The sequence below is a fragment of the Aeromonas sp. NJAU223 genome (assembly GCF_051125555.1).
GTDB lineage: Bacteria > Pseudomonadota > Gammaproteobacteria > Enterobacterales > Aeromonadaceae > Aeromonas > Aeromonas veronii_G.
Genome location: NZ_CP144204.1, coordinates 2,863,163 through 2,878,209, shown reverse-complemented (window position 1 = coordinate 2,878,209; position 15,047 = coordinate 2,863,163). Strand labels below are relative to the sequence as shown.

At 61.6% G+C, this 15,047-nt stretch carries 13 protein-coding genes and 1 tRNA gene; 8 read left to right on the top strand and 6 right to left on the bottom strand.

Annotation, left to right across the window (positions count from 1 at the left end; genetic code table 11):
- Window positions 1-141 precede the first annotated feature (141 nt).
- From VZC39_RS13030 to VZC39_RS13015, 4 genes are all read left to right on the top strand, one after another.
- Window positions 142-1,563, top strand: a complete 1,422-nt coding sequence (locus VZC39_RS13030) for a sigma-54 dependent transcriptional regulator (RefSeq protein ID WP_434663039.1) — start codon at window positions 142-144, stop codon at window positions 1,561-1,563.
- A gap of 105 nt (window positions 1,564-1,668) precedes the next feature.
- Entirely contained in the window at window positions 1,669-2,703 is a 1,035-nt protein-coding gene (locus VZC39_RS13025) for a sensor histidine kinase (RefSeq protein WP_434663037.1), read from the top strand.
- Entirely contained in the window at window positions 2,700-4,049 is a 1,350-nt protein-coding gene (locus VZC39_RS13020) for a sigma-54-dependent transcriptional regulator (protein ID WP_434663034.1), read from the top strand. The genes VZC39_RS13025 and VZC39_RS13020 overlap by 4 nt, the downstream gene beginning before the upstream one ends.
- A gap of 117 nt (window positions 4,050-4,166) precedes the next feature.
- Window positions 4,167-4,928, top strand: coding sequence for a Nif3-like dinuclear metal center hexameric protein (locus tag VZC39_RS13015; RefSeq protein WP_434663031.1), 762 nt, complete (start codon window positions 4,167-4,169; stop codon window positions 4,926-4,928).
- 155 nt (window positions 4,929-5,083) lie between these two features.
- Here VZC39_RS13015 and purN read toward each other — a convergent pair whose 3' ends face one another.
- Both purN and purM read right to left on the bottom strand, forming a co-directional pair.
- Window positions 5,084-5,722, bottom strand: coding sequence for a phosphoribosylglycinamide formyltransferase (purN, locus tag VZC39_RS13010; RefSeq protein ID WP_434663029.1), 639 nt, complete (start codon window positions 5,720-5,722; stop codon window positions 5,084-5,086).
- Window positions 5,723-5,754: 32 nt separating this feature from the next.
- Window positions 5,755-6,792 (bottom strand): phosphoribosylformylglycinamidine cyclo-ligase, encoded by a 1,038-nt coding sequence (gene purM, locus VZC39_RS13005; RefSeq protein WP_434663026.1) that lies wholly within the window; start codon window positions 6,790-6,792, stop codon window positions 5,755-5,757.
- A gap of 175 nt (window positions 6,793-6,967) precedes the next feature.
- Between purM and upp the strand changes: the two genes are divergently transcribed.
- The 3 genes from upp to hda all read left to right on the top strand — a co-directional run bounded on the left by upp (window position 6,968) and on the right by hda (window position 9,636).
- The gene (gene upp / locus VZC39_RS13000; protein WP_434663023.1) at window positions 6,968-7,594 is read left to right on the top strand and encodes a uracil phosphoribosyltransferase; all 627 of its coding nucleotides are present in this window, start codon (window positions 6,968-6,970) and stop codon (window positions 7,592-7,594) included.
- Between the two features lie 135 nt (window positions 7,595-7,729).
- Window positions 7,730-8,767 (top strand): DUF2066 domain-containing protein, encoded by a 1,038-nt coding sequence (locus tag VZC39_RS12995; protein ID WP_349918468.1) that lies wholly within the window; start codon window positions 7,730-7,732, stop codon window positions 8,765-8,767.
- Window positions 8,768-8,934: 167 nt separating this feature from the next.
- Window positions 8,935-9,636 carry a DnaA inactivator Hda gene (gene hda, locus VZC39_RS12990; RefSeq protein WP_010633474.1) on the top strand — a complete coding sequence of 234 codons (702 nt, stop codon included), beginning with the start codon at window positions 8,935-8,937 and terminating at the stop codon, window positions 9,634-9,636.
- Window positions 9,637-9,869: 233 nt separating this feature from the next.
- On the opposite strand, the gene aceA is transcribed toward hda, so the two are convergent.
- The 4 genes from aceA to VZC39_RS12970 all read right to left on the bottom strand — a co-directional run bounded on the left by aceA (window position 9,870) and on the right by VZC39_RS12970 (window position 14,127).
- The gene (gene aceA / locus VZC39_RS12985; protein WP_378013543.1) at window positions 9,870-11,183 is read right to left on the bottom strand and encodes an isocitrate lyase; all 1,314 of its coding nucleotides are present in this window, start codon (window positions 11,181-11,183) and stop codon (window positions 9,870-9,872) included.
- Between the two features lie 72 nt (window positions 11,184-11,255).
- Window positions 11,256-12,863 (bottom strand): malate synthase A, encoded by a 1,608-nt coding sequence (gene aceB / locus VZC39_RS12980; RefSeq protein ID WP_349918466.1) that lies wholly within the window; start codon window positions 12,861-12,863, stop codon window positions 11,256-11,258.
- Window positions 12,864-13,570: 707 nt separating this feature from the next.
- Window positions 13,571-13,705, bottom strand: a complete 135-nt coding sequence (locus VZC39_RS12975; RefSeq protein WP_349918465.1) for a hypothetical protein — start codon at window positions 13,703-13,705, stop codon at window positions 13,571-13,573.
- A 345-nt stretch (window positions 13,706-14,050) separates the two neighbouring features.
- Window positions 14,051-14,127, bottom strand: a tRNA-Pro gene (locus VZC39_RS12970).
- A 302-nt stretch (window positions 14,128-14,429) separates the two neighbouring features.
- Between VZC39_RS12970 and tadA the strand changes: the two genes are divergently transcribed.
- Window positions 14,430-14,912, top strand: a complete 483-nt coding sequence (tadA, locus tag VZC39_RS12965) for a tRNA adenosine(34) deaminase TadA (protein ID WP_434668473.1) — start codon at window positions 14,430-14,432, stop codon at window positions 14,910-14,912.
- Window positions 14,913-15,047 lie beyond the last annotated feature (135 nt).

The window sequence follows — 15,047 nt, the reverse complement described above, 5'->3', positions numbered from 1 at the left end:
GGGCAAGACGCGACAACTTTTGACAATCCGCCAGAATTTTGGCACCTTGTGCGGCATTGACACTATGGGCGGCGCATGGATACGCCCATATAAAATACTTAAAAAACAATAAGATATTTTAGAGGCTTCGACAGGATGGATATGATGGCGATGGGGGTATTGATTGTCGATGCCGATGAACAGCGGCGTTTGCAACTGGGTACTGTGCTCTCCTTCATGGGGATCCCGTGGCAGGAAGTGGATGAGGGCGATCTCGACATGGCAGTGGAGTCCTCGGGACCCCTGCAAGGGATCCTGACGGGTGAGCTGCTTGAGCGCCCCCTCATCGAGCTGCTCGGGGCCTTCCCCCGCATCCCCTTTCTCTCCCTGCAGCAGGCGGATCACCCCAATAGCAACTTCATCGGTGGCAGCGACGAGCCCTTCACCTATGAGTCCCTGACCCGTCATCTGCACTTCTGTCAGGCTTTCCTTTCCCTCCATCCTCGCCAGCAACTGCACGACAAGGGCCAGGCCCTGCTGCGCCTGCTGGTGGGCAAAGGCAGGGGCATTCAGGAGGTGCGCCGCCTCATCGGCCAGGTAGCGGAAACCGACGCCAACGTGCTGATCCTGGGTGAATCCGGTACCGGCAAGGAGGTGGTGGCTCGCGCCATCCACGAACTCTCTGCCCGCAGCAGTGGCCCCTTCGTGCCCATCAACTGCGGCGCCATCCCGGCAGAACTGCTGGAGAGCGAGCTGTTTGGTCATGAGAAGGGGGCCTTCACCGGCGCCATCGCCGCCCGTCGCGGCCGCTTCGAACTGGCCCAGGGCGGCACCCTCTTCCTCGACGAGATCGGCGACATGCCGCTGCCCATGCAGGTCAAGCTGCTGCGGGTGCTGCAGGAGCGCCAGTTTGATCGGGTCGGTGGCGGCAAGCCGGTGCAGGCGGACGTGCGCGTCATCGCCGCCACCCACCGGGATCTGGAGACGATGATCCGCACCCAGGTGTTCCGGGAAGATCTCTATTACCGCCTCAACGTCTTCCCCATCGAGACGCCCCCCCTGCGCGAGCGCTCCGACGACATTCCCCTGCTGCTGCAGGAGCTGCTCAATCGCCACGCGGAGCAGCACAAGGGCATCATTCGCCTGACCCAGCGCGCCATGGAGTCCCTGATGCAGTACTCCTGGCCGGGCAATGTGCGCGAGCTCTCGAACCTCATCGAGCGCTTGCTCATCCTCTATCCGAACCAGATCGTGGATGTGGCGGATTTGCCCGGCCGCTATCGTCTGCTCCCCTGCGAGCCGAGAGACGAGCGTCTCACCGAGATGGACGAGCGGGATGCCCTGGCCGCCGTGTTCCAGAGCACCCCCGAGCTGGATGCCCCGGCCGCCGTGGCGCTGCCCATGCAGCTGCCTCAGGAGGGGGTCAACCTCAAGGAGATGCTAGCGGATCTCGAGGTGGAGCTGATCCGTCAGGCCCTGGAGTCCCAGGACGGGGTGGTGGCCCGTGCCGCCGACCTGCTCAGCATGCGCCGCACCACCCTGGTGGAGAAGATGAAGAAATACGGCATGAGCAAGGAAGCCTGAGGTCAAGGCTTTGACGCCAGACTTCAATCTATTGATATTTAACGGATATTTTACTGGCATGGAAATTGAATAGGCTTACCCCAAACCCAGTTTGAGGTCAGGTTTATGACAATGCTCCAGCAGGACAATCCGCTCCAGTCTCACGAGGTGAGCCAGCTCTACGCCATCTTCCAGGCACTGCCGACCGGCGTGTTGCTGCTGGATGGGGAGGGCTGCATCACCCGCGCCAACCCGGCCGCCCTGGCCCTGCTGGGGGAGCCACTAGAGGGACAGCCCTGGCGCGAGATCATCGCCCGCAGCTTCCATCCCCGTGAAGACGACGGTCACGAGATCTCCCTGCGGGACGGTCGCCGGGTCCAGCTCTCGACCCAGCCGCTGGCGGATCAACCGGGCCAGCTGGTGTTTATCACGGATCTCACCGAGACCCGCCAGTTGCAGGACAGGGTCAACCGCATGAAGCGGCTGTCGGCCCTCGGCAACATGGCCGCCACCCTGGCCCACCAGATCCGTACCCCTCTCTCCGCCGCCATGCTCTATGCGGCCAACCTCGCGAACCGCACCCTCAAGCCCGAATCCCGCAGCCAGTTCCAGCAAAAGCTGATGGCGCGGCTGCAGGATCTGGAAAAGCAGATCAACGACATCCTGCTGTTCGCCCGCAACGGCGACAACCAGGTGGTCACGCCGGTTTCGGTACAGGGACTGCTGGCCGAGGTGCAGGCGGGGGCCGAGGCCTTCTGCCAGCAGCAGGGCTGCACCCTGCACATGGAGGCGCCGGAGCCGGATCTCTGCCTGCTGGCCAATAACAGCGCCCTGGCCGGCGCCATCAACAACCTGATCGCCAACGCCCAGCAGGCGGGGGCCACCTCCCTGCTAGTGAGCGCGGTGCGCAGCGGTGCCCGGGTGGAACTGCGTATCCTCGACAACGGCAAGGGGATGCCCGCCAAGCTGCTTGGCCAGATCTTCGAGCCCTTCTTCACCACCCGCTCCCAGGGCACCGGCCTTGGCCTGGCGGTGGTGCAATCCGTGGTGCGGGCTCATCAGGGGGAGGTCAGCGTCGCCTCCGTGCCCGGTGAGGGCACCTGCTTTACCCTCTCATTCCCGCTGCATCAGGCGGTGGTGCGCCTTGGAGGTGTGGCATGACCCAGGCCCGCATTCTGGTAGTGGAAGATGACAGCGGCCTGCGCGAGGCCCTGGTGGATACCCTGCTGCTCGGCGGTTACGAGTGCCGTGAGGCCGACAGCGGCGAGCGGGCCCTGCTGGCCCTCTCTCGCCAGAGCTTTGACATGGTGATCTCGGATATCCAGATGGGGGGCATGGATGGCCTAACCCTGCTGGCCAACATTCGCCAGCAGTATCCCCAGGTGCCGGTGCTGCTGATGACCGCCTACGCCAACATCGACGGCGCGGTGCGCGCCATGCGGGAGGGGGCCATCGACTATCTCGCCAAGCCTTTCTCCCCCGAGGTGCTGCTCAATCAGGTGAGCCGCTACGTGCCGCCCCAGAAGATCGAGAAACGGGCCGTGGTCCATGGGGATCCCAAGACCGCCGAGCTGTTCCAGCTGGCGACCCGGGTGGCGCGCAGCGAGGCCACCGTCATGGTGACGGGGCCAAGCGGTACCGGCAAGGAGGTGCTGGCCCGCTATATCCACGACAACTCCAGCCGTGCCGAGCAGACCTTCATCGCCATCAACTGCGCCGCCATTCCGGAGAACATGCTGGAGGCGACCCTGTTTGGCTACGAGAAGGGGGCCTTCACCGGTGCCGTCCAGGGCTGCCCCGGCAAGTTTGAACAGGCCCAGGGCGGAACTCTGCTGCTCGACGAGATCACCGAGATGGATCTCGGCCTGCAGGCCAAGCTGCTGCGGGTGCTGCAGGAGAAAGAGGTGGAGCGGCTCGGCAGCCGCAAGATGATCCCGCTGGACGTGCGGGTCATCGCCACCAGCAACCGGGATCTCAAGAAGGCGGTGCAGGATGGGCTGTTTCGTGAGGATCTCTACTACCGTCTCAACGTCTTTCCCCTGCGCTGGACCGCGCTCTGGGAGCGGCCCGGCGACATCCTGCCCCTGGCCGAGCACCTGCTGGCGCTGCACGCCAGCCAGATGGGGCTGCCCGCCCCACGGCTCAAGGAGAGCGCCAAGTCCCGGCTGTTGGCCCATGGCTGGCCCGGCAACGTGCGCGAACTCGACAACGTGGTGCAGCGCGCCCTGATCCTGAGCCCGGACGGGGTGATCGGGGAGGCTGAGCTGCTGCTCGAAGAGAGCGACGAGGAGATGAACGAGGGGCTGGTACGCCCGCTGGAGCGGCCGGCCGCGAGCGAGGGGCTCGGCAGCGAGTTGAAATTGCAGGAGCACCAGATCATTCTCGATACCCTGCAGGAGTGCAACGGCAGCCGCAAGGCGGTGGCCGACAGGCTCGGTATCAGCCCGCGCACCCTGCGCTACAAGCTGGCACAGATGCGGGACGCGGGCATCGAGCTGCCCGCCTGACACCTGGCGGCCTGCGCCGTGGCCTTGGAGGCCCGGCTCGATTATCATGGGGGCCTGATGTTCCGTATCCGGGCTCACGGCGCCATGGCTGGCGCGGGCCCCTGTTAGGAGACCCCCATGATCTCTCATCGAAAACTGGAATCCCTGCTCAACCACCTGCTCGAACCCCACGCCATCAAGGATTACTGCCCCAACGGCCTGCAGGTGGAGGGGCGTGAGCGCATCCGCAAGGTGGTGACCGGCGTCACCGCCAGCCAGGCTCTGCTCGATGCGGCGGTGGCGGCCAATGCCGACGCCATCCTGGTTCATCACGGCTACTTCTGGAGCGGCGAACCGGCTCAGGTCACCGGCATGAAGCAGCGCCGCCTCAAGACATTGCTGACCCACGACATCAACCTGTTCGCCTATCACCTGCCGCTCGATGTGCACCCCGAGGTGGGCAACAACGCCCAGCTCGCCAAGCTGCTCGGCATCAAGGTGCGCCGCGGCCTCGAATCCTGGAACAGCAAGAGCGTGGCCATGGTGGGCAAGCTGGAAGAGCCCATGAATGGCTCTGATTTTGCGAAACTCATCGCCGAGCGGCTCGGCCGTGAGCCGCTCCATTGCGGTGACAGCGGCCCCGAGCTTATCCGTTCCGTGGCCTGGTGCACCGGCGGTGGCCAGAGCTACATCAGCCAGGCGGCGGAGCAGGGCATCGATGCCTTCATCTCGGGAGAGGCCTCGGAGCAGACCATCCACACCGCCCGCGAAATGGGCATGCACTTCTACGCCGCCGGCCATCACGCCACCGAGCGCTACGGCGTCAAGGCGCTGGGGGAGTGGCTCGCCACCGTGCATGGGCTGGATGTGACCTTTATCGACATCGATAATCCGGTCTAGGGGCGGCAGCGTATCGCACTGTCTGATGCCATTGTGGTAGATGAGTGCGCTGAGTTATTGGTTTTTGATTTGCTAAAATGCTGAGAATTGCGTGTTTTAAACAATAAAAAGGAGGCCATCGGCCTCCTTTTTTCATCTGTCGGAACGGGGTCGGCTTATTCGCTGGCATAACCCGCCGGGCCGAGCGCCGCAGCATCCAGGAAGGCGGTTCCCTCCTGCATCTGCAGGCGGCCTTCACAGAACCACTGCACCACCAGGGGATAGATGCTGTGCTCCTGGGCCTGCACCCGAGCTGCCACCTCATCGGCCTCATCCCCTTCGAAGATGGGAACACGGGCCTGCAGGATCACCGGGCCGCCGTCCAGCTCCTCGGTGACGAAGTGGACGCTGGCACCGTGTTCCTCGTCACCGGCATCGATGGCGCGCTGATGGGTGTGCAGCCCCTGATACTTCGGCAGCAGGGAGGGGTGGATGTTGACCATCTTCCCGGCGAAGTGGCGCACCAGATCGCCGCTCAGGATCCGCATAAAGCCCGCCAATACCACCAGATCCGGCTGATAGCCCGCCATCAGCCCCTGCAGGGCGAGATCGTAATCCTCCCGGCAGGCAAACTGCTGCTGGGCCAGCACGCTGGTGGCTACCCCGGCCTGCTCGGCGCGCACCAGCCCATAGGCATCGGCCTTGTTGCTGATGACACCGACCACCTGGCCCGCAATCTTGCCGTTGGCGCAATGGTCCAGGATGGTCTGCAGGTTGCTGCCGCTGCCGGAGATCAGCACCAGGATGCGTTTCATCGGGGAGGCCATTTGGCCGTGGCTCTGGTCACTCATTGAATGATGACCTGCTCCTCACCCTCGGCCGCCTTGGCAATATGGCCGATGTGCCAGGCATTCTCACCTTCGGCCTTGAGCAGGGTCAGGGCTTTCTCCAGTTGATCCGCCGGCAGGGCGATGATCATGCCGACGCCGCAGTTGAAGGTGCGATACATCTCGTGGCGGGTGACGTTGCCAGCCTGCTGCAGCCAGCTGAACACCGCCGGCCACTGCCAGCTCTGCTCGTCGATCACCGCCTGGGTGCCAGCGGGCAATACGCGCGGTATGTTCTCCCAGAAGCCACCGCCGGTGATGTGGGAGAGGGCGTGAATTTCGCACTCCTTGATGAGCTTGAGCACGGGTTTCACGTAGATGCGGGTCGGCTCCAGCAGGGCGTTGGCCAGGGTGGTATCACCCAGCGGCTGATGCACGTCGGCCTTGGAGACTTCCAGGATCTTGCGGATGAGAGAGAAGCCGTTGGAGTGGGGGCCGCTTGCGGCCAGGGCGATCAGGGCATCCCCGTCACCGACCTTGCTGCCGTCGATGATCTCGCTTTTTTCCACCACGCCGACGCAGAATCCGGCGATGTCGTAGTCTTCCCCTTCGTACATGCCCGGCATCTCGGCGGTCTCACCGCCCACCAGGGCACAGCCTGACTGCTCGCAACCGGTGCCAATGCCGGTCACCACGGCGGCGGCGGTGTCCACGTCCAGCTTGCCGGTGGCGTAGTAGTCGAGGAAGAAGAGGGGTTCGGCGCCTTGCACGATCAGGTCATTGACGCACATGGCCACCAGATCGATGCCCACGGTGTCGTGCTTCTTCAGATCGATGGCGAGACGCAGCTTGGTGCCCACCCCGTCGGTGCCCGAGACCAGCACCGGCTCCTTGTAGCCAGCAGGGATCTGACACAGGGCTCCAAAGCCGCCAAGACCACCAAGGACTTCAGGACGACGAGTGCGCTTTGACACGCCCTTGATACGTTCAACCAGTGCATTGCCGGCATCGATATCTACGCCAGCATCCTTGTAGCTCAGTGAGGTTTTGTCAGTCACGCGTATTCCCCGTCATATAAACAAGTGGAGGGTAAAATTCGGGGCGTATTCTACCAGCGGCGGGGTAAAAGCAGAAAGGAAATCGTTTGCGCGTTTTTGCGTGGAAAAGCTCTACAAGCGGCGGCTTTTGTTGTATGATTCCGCGATTTTTTTGCGGCAGTTAGAGGAGATAATAATGAAAGTCGTTGAAGTCAAACACCCCCTGGTCAAGCACAAGATCGGTCTGATGCGTGAAGGCGATATCAGCACCAAGCGTTTCCGTGAACTGGCCAAAGAAGTGGGCAGTTTGTTGACCTACGAAGCGACCTCTGACTTCGAAACGGAGAAGGTTACCATCGATGGCTGGAACGGGCCAGTAGAAGTTGACCAGATCAAGGGCAAGAAGGTCACCGTCGTGCCCATCCTGCGCGCCGGTCTTGGCATGATGGACGGTGTGCTCGAGCACATGCCGAGTGCCCGTGTCAGCGTGGTCGGTATCTACCGCGACGAAGAGACCCTGCAGCCGGTCCCCTATTTCGAGAAGATCGTCAGCAACATCGAGGAGCGTCTGGCCCTGGTCATCGACCCCATGCTGGCCACTGGCGGCTCCATGATTGCCACCATCGATCTCCTCAAGAAGAAGGGCTGCCAGTCCATCAAGGTGCTGGTGCTGGTTGCCGCCCCGGAAGGCATCAAGGCGCTGGAAGCCGCCCACCCGGACGTGGAGCTCTACTGCGCCTCTATCGATCAGGGGCTGAACGAGAAGGGCTATATCGTGCCCGGTCTCGGCGATGCCGGTGACAAGATCTTCGGTACCAAGTAAGTCCTGATTGTCTCTCCGTGAAGCCGGCCTCGTGCCGGCTTCACGCTTTTTGGTGTTGTACCGGCCGCTTGCCTTGCTGATAAAGCGGCCTTGCCGCTACCATAAGCACCATCTCCCATTTCGAGAATCTTCTTTATGCTGAAACGCTTAGCAACATTTCTCTGCTGTTGTCTGCCCTTGGTGGTGTCGGCCGCCCAGGTGAGCGATCTCTATCAGGGCAAGGCGCCGACCAGTGGTGATACGGCTGCCGCCCAGTCCCAGGCATTGGGGGAGGTGCTCATCAAGGTGAGTGGCAAGCGCGACATCCTGACCCAGCCCGAGGTGGTCAAGGCGCTGGCGGCCCCCGCCGACTATGTGCAGCAATATGGCTATCAGGATGTGGGGCCGGTCAAGTTTCTCAAGGCCGACTTCAACGTCGCCAAGGTCAACGCCCTGATCGGCCAGAGCAAGTTTGCCCTGCTCGGACCTGCACGCCCGCAGATGGCCATCTGGTTGGTGGTGGATCAGGGGGAGCGCCGCATCCTGGCGGATCAGTCCAGCGATGGCTGGGCGGCGGCATTGCGGGCCCAGACCCAGGCCATGGGACTGCCGGTGAGCATTCCTCTGATGGATTTGGATGACAACATGGCGGTCAACGCCACCGATGTGTGGGGACGCTTTGCCGATCCCATCCTGGCCGCCAGCCAGCGCTACGGCGCCGAGATGGTGGTGCTCGGCAAGCTGTCGCCTGATGACAAGGAAGAGGGCAAGTGGAGCATCGACTGGGGGCTCTACGGCACCAAGCCGGGCGCCCAGGGCGGTGAGCTGACCGAGCTGACCAAAGGGTCGGGTTCCGGTACCCAGGCCGAGGTGGCACAAGGCTTCGCCGATGCCCTGGCCGGCTGGCTGGTACAGAGCTATGGCACGCGCATCTCGGGCGTGGTCTCCAGCCAGACGCTGGTGGTGGAAGGCTTGTCCGGCATCGATGGCATGATCCAGATGCAGAAGATGCTGCAAGGCATGGCCACGGTCACCAAGGTGGCGATCGGCAAGCTGGAAGGGGACAAGGTCACCTTCAACCTCACGCTGCAAGGGGACAAGGCCGAGCTGGTGCGCGGGTTGCAACTGGAGAGCCGGCTGCATCAGGTGGAAGACAACGAGCAGGGTCTGCGCTATCAGTGGTCCCAGCCCTGATCCTGTTTGAGGATCTGGCGTCCCGCCATGGGGACAAGATGCGCCACTCATGGTCGCACCCTGGATCCTTGTTGAGGATCCACACCGCCCGGCCTGGCCCGGGCGGTTCTCTATCCGCCACTGCAATGATACACTTGGGCACAAATATCACAGTCAAAGCCCAACGAGTGAAGCAACCGGCCCAACTGTCTTTAGCCGTACAATTACCGGATGATGAAACCTTCGTCAGTTTTTATCCCGGCAATAACGCCCATCTGATCACCGCCCTCAAGAATGCGGCCATTGGTCAGGGCTCACCTTTCCTCTATTTCTGGGGAGCCAAGGGCTCCGGGCGCTCCCACCTGCTCCATGCCACCTGTGCCGAAGTCAACGCCAGGGATGCCGCTGCTGCTTACCTCTCCCTCGATCAGTTCGAACAGCTGGATCCCAGCATGCTCGACGCCCTCGAGAGCCTGCCCCTGGTCTGCCTCGACAGCCTGGAGGCCATCGCCGGCAATGCGCTCTGGGAGCGCGCCCTGTTTGATTTCTACAACCGCTGGAAAGAGAAGGGAGAGGGAACCCTGGTGGTGACGGGCTGCAGCGCGCCGCGTAAATTGGGGCTGCAACTGCCGGATCTCGCCTCCCGTCTCGACTGGGGGGTGAGTTTCCATCTGGACGAGCTTGATGACGAAGGCAAGCTCAGCGCCCTGCAACTGCGCGCCGAACTGCGGGGCTTCAAGCTCCCCATCGACGTGGGGCGCTTCCTGCTCAACCGGCTGTCGCGCGACATGCGCACCCTGCTCACGACCTTGAATCAGCTCGACAATGCCTCCTTTCGTGCCAAGCGCAAGCTGACTATTCCCTTTGTCAAAGAGATCCTCGAGCTCTGAGAACCTGTTCACACTCTTACTGCGAGGCCGTGATCAAGGCTCATGTGCTGCTCGGAAGCCTCATGTGTGTTTACACACTCCGGTTCCTGCGCTGCTCTTCGCCTTGCTGACAACCTCTCGTCACAGAGCGTGAACCGGTTCTAAGGCTCTGTTCCCTCTCCCTCCGGGAGAGGGGCCTTTCAAAAAGAAACCCCGGCTCCAGGCCGGGGTTTTTTATTGCTATCCGTAAGTTATCAGTGGAACTGATCTTCTTCGGTGGAGCCGGTCAGGGCGGTCACCGAGGACTGGCCGCCCTGGATGACGGTGGTCACCTTGTCGAAGTAACCGGTTCCCACCTCCTGCTGGTGCGCCACGAAGGTGTAGCCCCGCTCGGCGGCGGCAAACTCGGGCTGCTGCACCATCTCGACGTAGTGCTTCATCCCTTCGCCACGGGCGTACTGGTAGGCTAGCTCGTACATGTGGAACCACATGTTGTGGATACCCGCGAGGGTGATGAACTGGTACTTGTAGCCCATGTCGGAGAGCTCCTGCTGGAAGCGGGCGATGGTGGCATCGTCCAGGTTCTTCTTCCAGTTGAAGCTTGGGGAGCAGTTGTAGGCCAGGATCTTGTCCGGGTACTGTGCCTTGATGGCCTCGGCAAACTTGCGCGCCTCGTCCAGGTCCGGCTTGGCGGTTTCACACCACACCATGTCGGCGTAGGGGGCGTAGGCCAGGCCGCGGGAGATGGCCTGCTCGATGCCGGCCTGCACCTTGTAGAAGCCCTCAGCGGTACGCTCACCGGTCAGGAAACCTGCATCGTACGGATCTGCATCCGTGGTCAGCAGATCCGCTGCGTTGGCGTCGGTGCGGGCGATCACCAGGGTGGTGGTGCCGCAGACGTCGGCCGCCAGACGGGCCGCGATGAGCTTTTGCACAGCTTCCTGGCTCGGTACCAGCACCTTGCCGCCCATGTGGCCGCACTTCTTGACGGAGGCCAGCTGATCTTCGAAGTGCACGCCGGCGGCGCCCGCTTCGATCATCCCCTTCATCAGTTCAAACGCGTTCAGCACGCCGCCGAAACCGGCTTCGGCATCCGCCACGATGGGCAGGAAGTAGTCGATGAAGCCCTTGTCCTGTGGACCCACCTTGTTGGCCCACTGGATCTGGTCGGCGCGAGCGAAGGAGTTGTTGATGCGCTCCACCACGGACGGCACCGAGTTGGCCGGATAGAGGGACTGATCCGGATACATGGTGGAAGAGAGGTTGTTGTCCGCCGCCACCTGCCAGCCGGAGAGGTAAATCGCCTCGATGCCCGCCTTGGCCTGTTGCACCGCCTGGCCGCCGGTCAGGGCGCCGAGGCAGTTGACATAGCCCTTCTTGGCGCCGCCGTGGATCAGTTCCCACAGCTTGTCGGCACCGCGCTGGGCCAGGGTGTGCACCGGCTGCAAGCTGCCGCGCAGATTCACCACGTCTTCGGCGCTGTAGCCGCGTTTGATCCCTTTCCAGCGGGGGTTCTCTGCCCAGTCTTTCTCGATAGCCTGGATCTGTTGCTCACGGGTCAGTGCCATATCAGTTCCCTCTTTCATTGATTTCACGTGTCCATTGACTTGTTATTGGTCCGCCCCGCGAGGGGCTCAGTTTCAGAGCCGCTCGTAACCGGGCAGCGTCAGAAAATCGATCAGGGTATCGGCGCAGGTGATCTGCTCCATCAGCTCGCTCGCCTCGGCAAAGCGGCCGGCCTGCCAGCGGGTTTCGCCCACTTCGCCTTTGACCACCTCCAGCTCCTCGGCCAGCATCTGGCGGAACAGATCCTTGGTCACCACCTGGCCGTTTGACAGACTCTTGCCGTGGCGGATCCACTGCCAGATGGAGGTGCGAGAGATCTCGGCGGTAGCCGCATCTTCCATCAGGCCGTAGATGGGCACACAGCCGTTGCCGTTGATCCAGGCTTCCAGATATTGCAGGGCGACCCGGATGTTGGTGCGCATGCCCGCCTCGGTACGCTCGCCCTCACAGGGCGCCAGCAGCTCACTGGCGGTGATGGGGGCATCCTGCTCGCGCAGCACGGTCAACTGGTTGGGCGATCCGGCCGGGATGGCGGCGTTGAACACGGCCATGGCGGTATCAGCGAGGCCGGGGTGAGCCACCCAGGTACCGTCGTGGCCGTTGCTGGCCTCGCGCTCCTTGTCCGCCTTCACCTTGGCAAACACCTCGGCATTCACCGCCGGATCCTTGGCCGGAATGAAGGCCGCCATGCCGCCCATGGCCAGGGCACCGCGCTTGTGACAGGTCTTGATCAGCAGGCGGGAGTAAGCCGACAGGAAGGGCTGGTCCATGGTGACCACCTGGCGGTCGGGCAGGACGCGGTCGGGGTGGTTCTTGAGCGTCTTGATGTAGCTGAAGATGTAGTCCCAGCGGCCGCAGTTGAGCGCGACGATGTGATCCTTCATCTGATAGAGCAGCTCATCCATCTCGAACACCGCCGGCAGGGTTTCGATGAGCACGGTGGCCTTGATGGTGCCGCGGGGCAGACCGAATCTGTCTTCGGTCCAGGCGAATACCTCGCTCCACCAGCGACCTTCCAGGTGGCTCTGGAGTTTCGGCAGGTAGAAGTAGGGGCCCGAGCCCTTGGCCAGCAGCGCCTTGTGGTTGTGCAGGAAGTAGAGGGCGAAGTCGAACAGGCCGCCGGGAATGGGCGCACCGTCGAAGGTGACGTGCTTCTCCGGCAGGTGCAGGCCGCGCACCCGGCAGATGAGCAGGGCGGGATCTGCCTTGAGGGCATAGGATTTCCCTTCCGGACTCTGGTAGGCGATGGTGCCATTGACCGCGTCGCGCAGGTTGATCTGACCCTCGATCACCTTATTCCAGGCCGGCGCCAATGAGTCCTCGAAATCCGCCATGAACACCTTCACGTTGGCGTTGAGGGCGTTGATCACCATCTTGCGCTCCACCGGGCCGGTGATTTCCACCCGGCGATCCTGCAGATCGGCCGGGATGCCGCGCACTGTCCAGTCTCCCTCGCGGATATGGGCCGTCTCTGGCAGGAAATCGGGTAATTCACCGCCGTCGATGCGCGCCTGGCGGGCCACGCGCTGCTTGAGCAGTTCATTGCGCTGGGGGGCGAAGCGCTCCACCAGTTCGGATACCAGGGCCACCGCATCCGGCGTCAGGATTTGCGCGTACTCGGGAAGCATTTCGCCTTGCATACGCAGACGGGTGCTGCTGATGGTCTGGGCCGGTGCCGACATAGGGTTCACTCCTTTGAAAGTTACATTTTGAACTTATTAACTACGACTAACGTCGATCCCTGTTTTTCTTAAAGGCCCTGTAACAGCGGGGCAACATGACTCATAAGGTGCAAAAGATTACCCGTGCCGTCAACCGTATTTTTAAAACACCTGTTTTTTACAGATAGTTAAGATGATGTTTTAAAAGGATTTATGTGATTAGTGCAAAAGCTCTTTGTAGATGGTTATGCTCTCGCATCCCAGCCTCGCCAGGGGGAGGGGAAGGAGAGGTCAGGAGGTGTCAAAAATGTAATTAATTACGTAATAAAATTACCAATGCAAAAACAAATCCCGACCTAACTCCAGACTTTTAAAAAACATCCGTATGAAATATCTGCGGTGAATTCAGTTGGCATCCAGCTTAGAAGAGAACTCGGTGATGAACTGTTGTTTAAAACCAAATGTCTGAAATACGGTGGTGTGACGCAGGCAGGGAAAGTCTCTGAAAATGACGGGCAATAACGTAGGTTTGTATCAAGGCGCCGATGGCCGGGGGGAGGGGGGACAAGGCAATGAGGCAGCTGATTATGCTGTCATGAAGTGATTTATTAGCGTTTTATCGTTATTTTGACCAGGTGGGAATGGCGCGGTCAAAGAGGGGGCGGCGTGTGGGGAAAAGAGGCCCCTCAGGGAGGGGGCGTTGACCATGCCGGAGGGCTGGCCGCCGTTCAATAGTCATCATCCGGGGCGGCGAGATCGATCACGTCGAGGTGCACCATATGGCCGTGCTCTGTGCTGCCGGATTCGCTGGCCGGGGTCGGGAGCAGGGGTTGGTCGGGTTGGGTATCAACTGCTTGCGTCATGGGTGCTTGCCTCAATGGATTGCAAGCCGGTCGGTGACTCCCTCACCCGAATATCCACCTCCCTGTTTATATGGCCGGCGGAAAAGTGGCGTATCCTAGCGAGACTTTTATAAAGCTTCAAGCGGTTCTGTATAAAAAATATTCCGGCACTGTGTTTTCGAACGATGGCAGCATGAATAGGCGGTGAAAGCCGCCATGGAGGAAGAAGATAGCGCGGCATGGGGCAAGGCGGCGGGCCGCGATGATGGGGTGAAAGATGTCAGGGATGCTTTGCGACAAGGCCAGGGAGAAATATGCAGACAAAAAAATAGCCCAGTCGAGGGACTGGGCTATTTTCGGGGAATTTGGTCGGTGTGAGAGGATTCGAACCTCCGACCCTCTACACCCCATGCAGATGCGCTACCTGGCTGCGCTACACACCGACGGAGTCAGCTCGGCTGACGGGAAAGGAGTCTAATGAACTGGCTCTGCGGACGCAACTCCTTTTTTATCAGTCAGATGCCGACTGCTTCTTTATTGTCCAGCCATGATGAAACTTGGGCCGCAGCGGGAGATTTGGCATAATCGCCGCCCACTCGGCCTCTGGGGTGAACGCCGCTGGTCGCGGCAACGAAAACCCTCTTCCTGAGGCCAGAACCACCAAGATCGACGAATGAGAGGAACGGGAGTGACGCCATCTGAGCAGGCTGACGAGATTCGCCAGACAGAACAAGACGAGCGCTGGATGCACCATGCCATGGCCTTGGCCAGCAAGGCGGAAGGGATAGGTGAAATCCCGGTGGGTGCCGTGCTGGTGCTGGACGATGAGGTCGTGGGAGAGGGGTGGAATCGCTCCATCAGCGAACACGACGCTTGCGCCCATGCGGAGATCATGGCGATCCGCGCCGCCGGGACGCGGCTGCAGAACTACCGGTTGCTCGACACCACCCTCTACGTGACCCTGGAGCCTTGCTGCATGTGCGCCGGCGCCCTCATTCACAGCCGGGTCAAGCGGGTGGTCTATGGGGCGCGGGATCTGAAGACGGGGGCGGCGGGTTCGGTGTTTGAGATCCTGCAGGACCCTCGTCACAATCACAGCGTCGAGCTGCAGGGGGGCGTGCTGGCAGAGGTCTGCTCGGCCCAGCTATCGGCCTTCTTCAAGCGGCGCCGCGCCGAAAAGAAGGCGGCGAAGCAGGCCGCCAAGCCGACGGACCCCCCCCGCGCCTGATCTGGGCGGGGCAACCTGCTCCGCCTCGTATCCCTGGGGCTTTGCTTAGATCTGATGGAGCAACCTGCCTTCGTCCTGCCCCGAGGTGTTTTGTCTATATCATCTGGCGGAGTCACTTGCCTTCGTCCCGCCTTC

What these genes read in the sequence shown, in the direction of transcription:
- VZC39_RS13030 (WP_434663039.1), top strand. Translation starts at nt 142, where the DNA reads ATGATGGCGATGGGGGTATTGATTGTCGATGCCGATGAACAGCGGCGT.
- VZC39_RS12975 (WP_349918465.1), bottom strand. Translation starts at nt 13,705, where the DNA reads ATGACGCAAGCAGTTGATACCCAACCCGACCAACCCCTGCTCCCGACC.
- aceA (WP_378013543.1), bottom strand. Translation starts at nt 11,183, where the DNA reads ATGGCACTGACCCGTGAGCAACAGATCCAGGCTATCGAGAAAGACTGG.
- tadA (WP_434668473.1), top strand. Translation starts at nt 14,430, where the DNA reads ATGCACCATGCCATGGCCTTGGCCAGCAAGGCGGAAGGGATAGGTGAA.
- VZC39_RS13015 (WP_434663031.1), top strand. Translation starts at nt 4,167, where the DNA reads ATGATCTCTCATCGAAAACTGGAATCCCTGCTCAACCACCTGCTCGAA.
- aceB (WP_349918466.1), bottom strand. Translation starts at nt 12,863, where the DNA reads ATGTCGGCACCGGCCCAGACCATCAGCAGCACCCGTCTGCGTATGCAA.
- VZC39_RS12995 (WP_349918468.1), top strand. Translation starts at nt 7,730, where the DNA reads ATGCTGAAACGCTTAGCAACATTTCTCTGCTGTTGTCTGCCCTTGGTG.
- upp (WP_434663023.1), top strand. Translation starts at nt 6,968, where the DNA reads ATGAAAGTCGTTGAAGTCAAACACCCCCTGGTCAAGCACAAGATCGGT.
- VZC39_RS13025 (WP_434663037.1), top strand. Translation starts at nt 1,669, where the DNA reads ATGACAATGCTCCAGCAGGACAATCCGCTCCAGTCTCACGAGGTGAGC.
- purN (WP_434663029.1), bottom strand. Translation starts at nt 5,722, where the DNA reads ATGAAACGCATCCTGGTGCTGATCTCCGGCAGCGGCAGCAACCTGCAG.
- VZC39_RS13020 (WP_434663034.1), top strand. Translation starts at nt 2,700, where the DNA reads ATGACCCAGGCCCGCATTCTGGTAGTGGAAGATGACAGCGGCCTGCGC.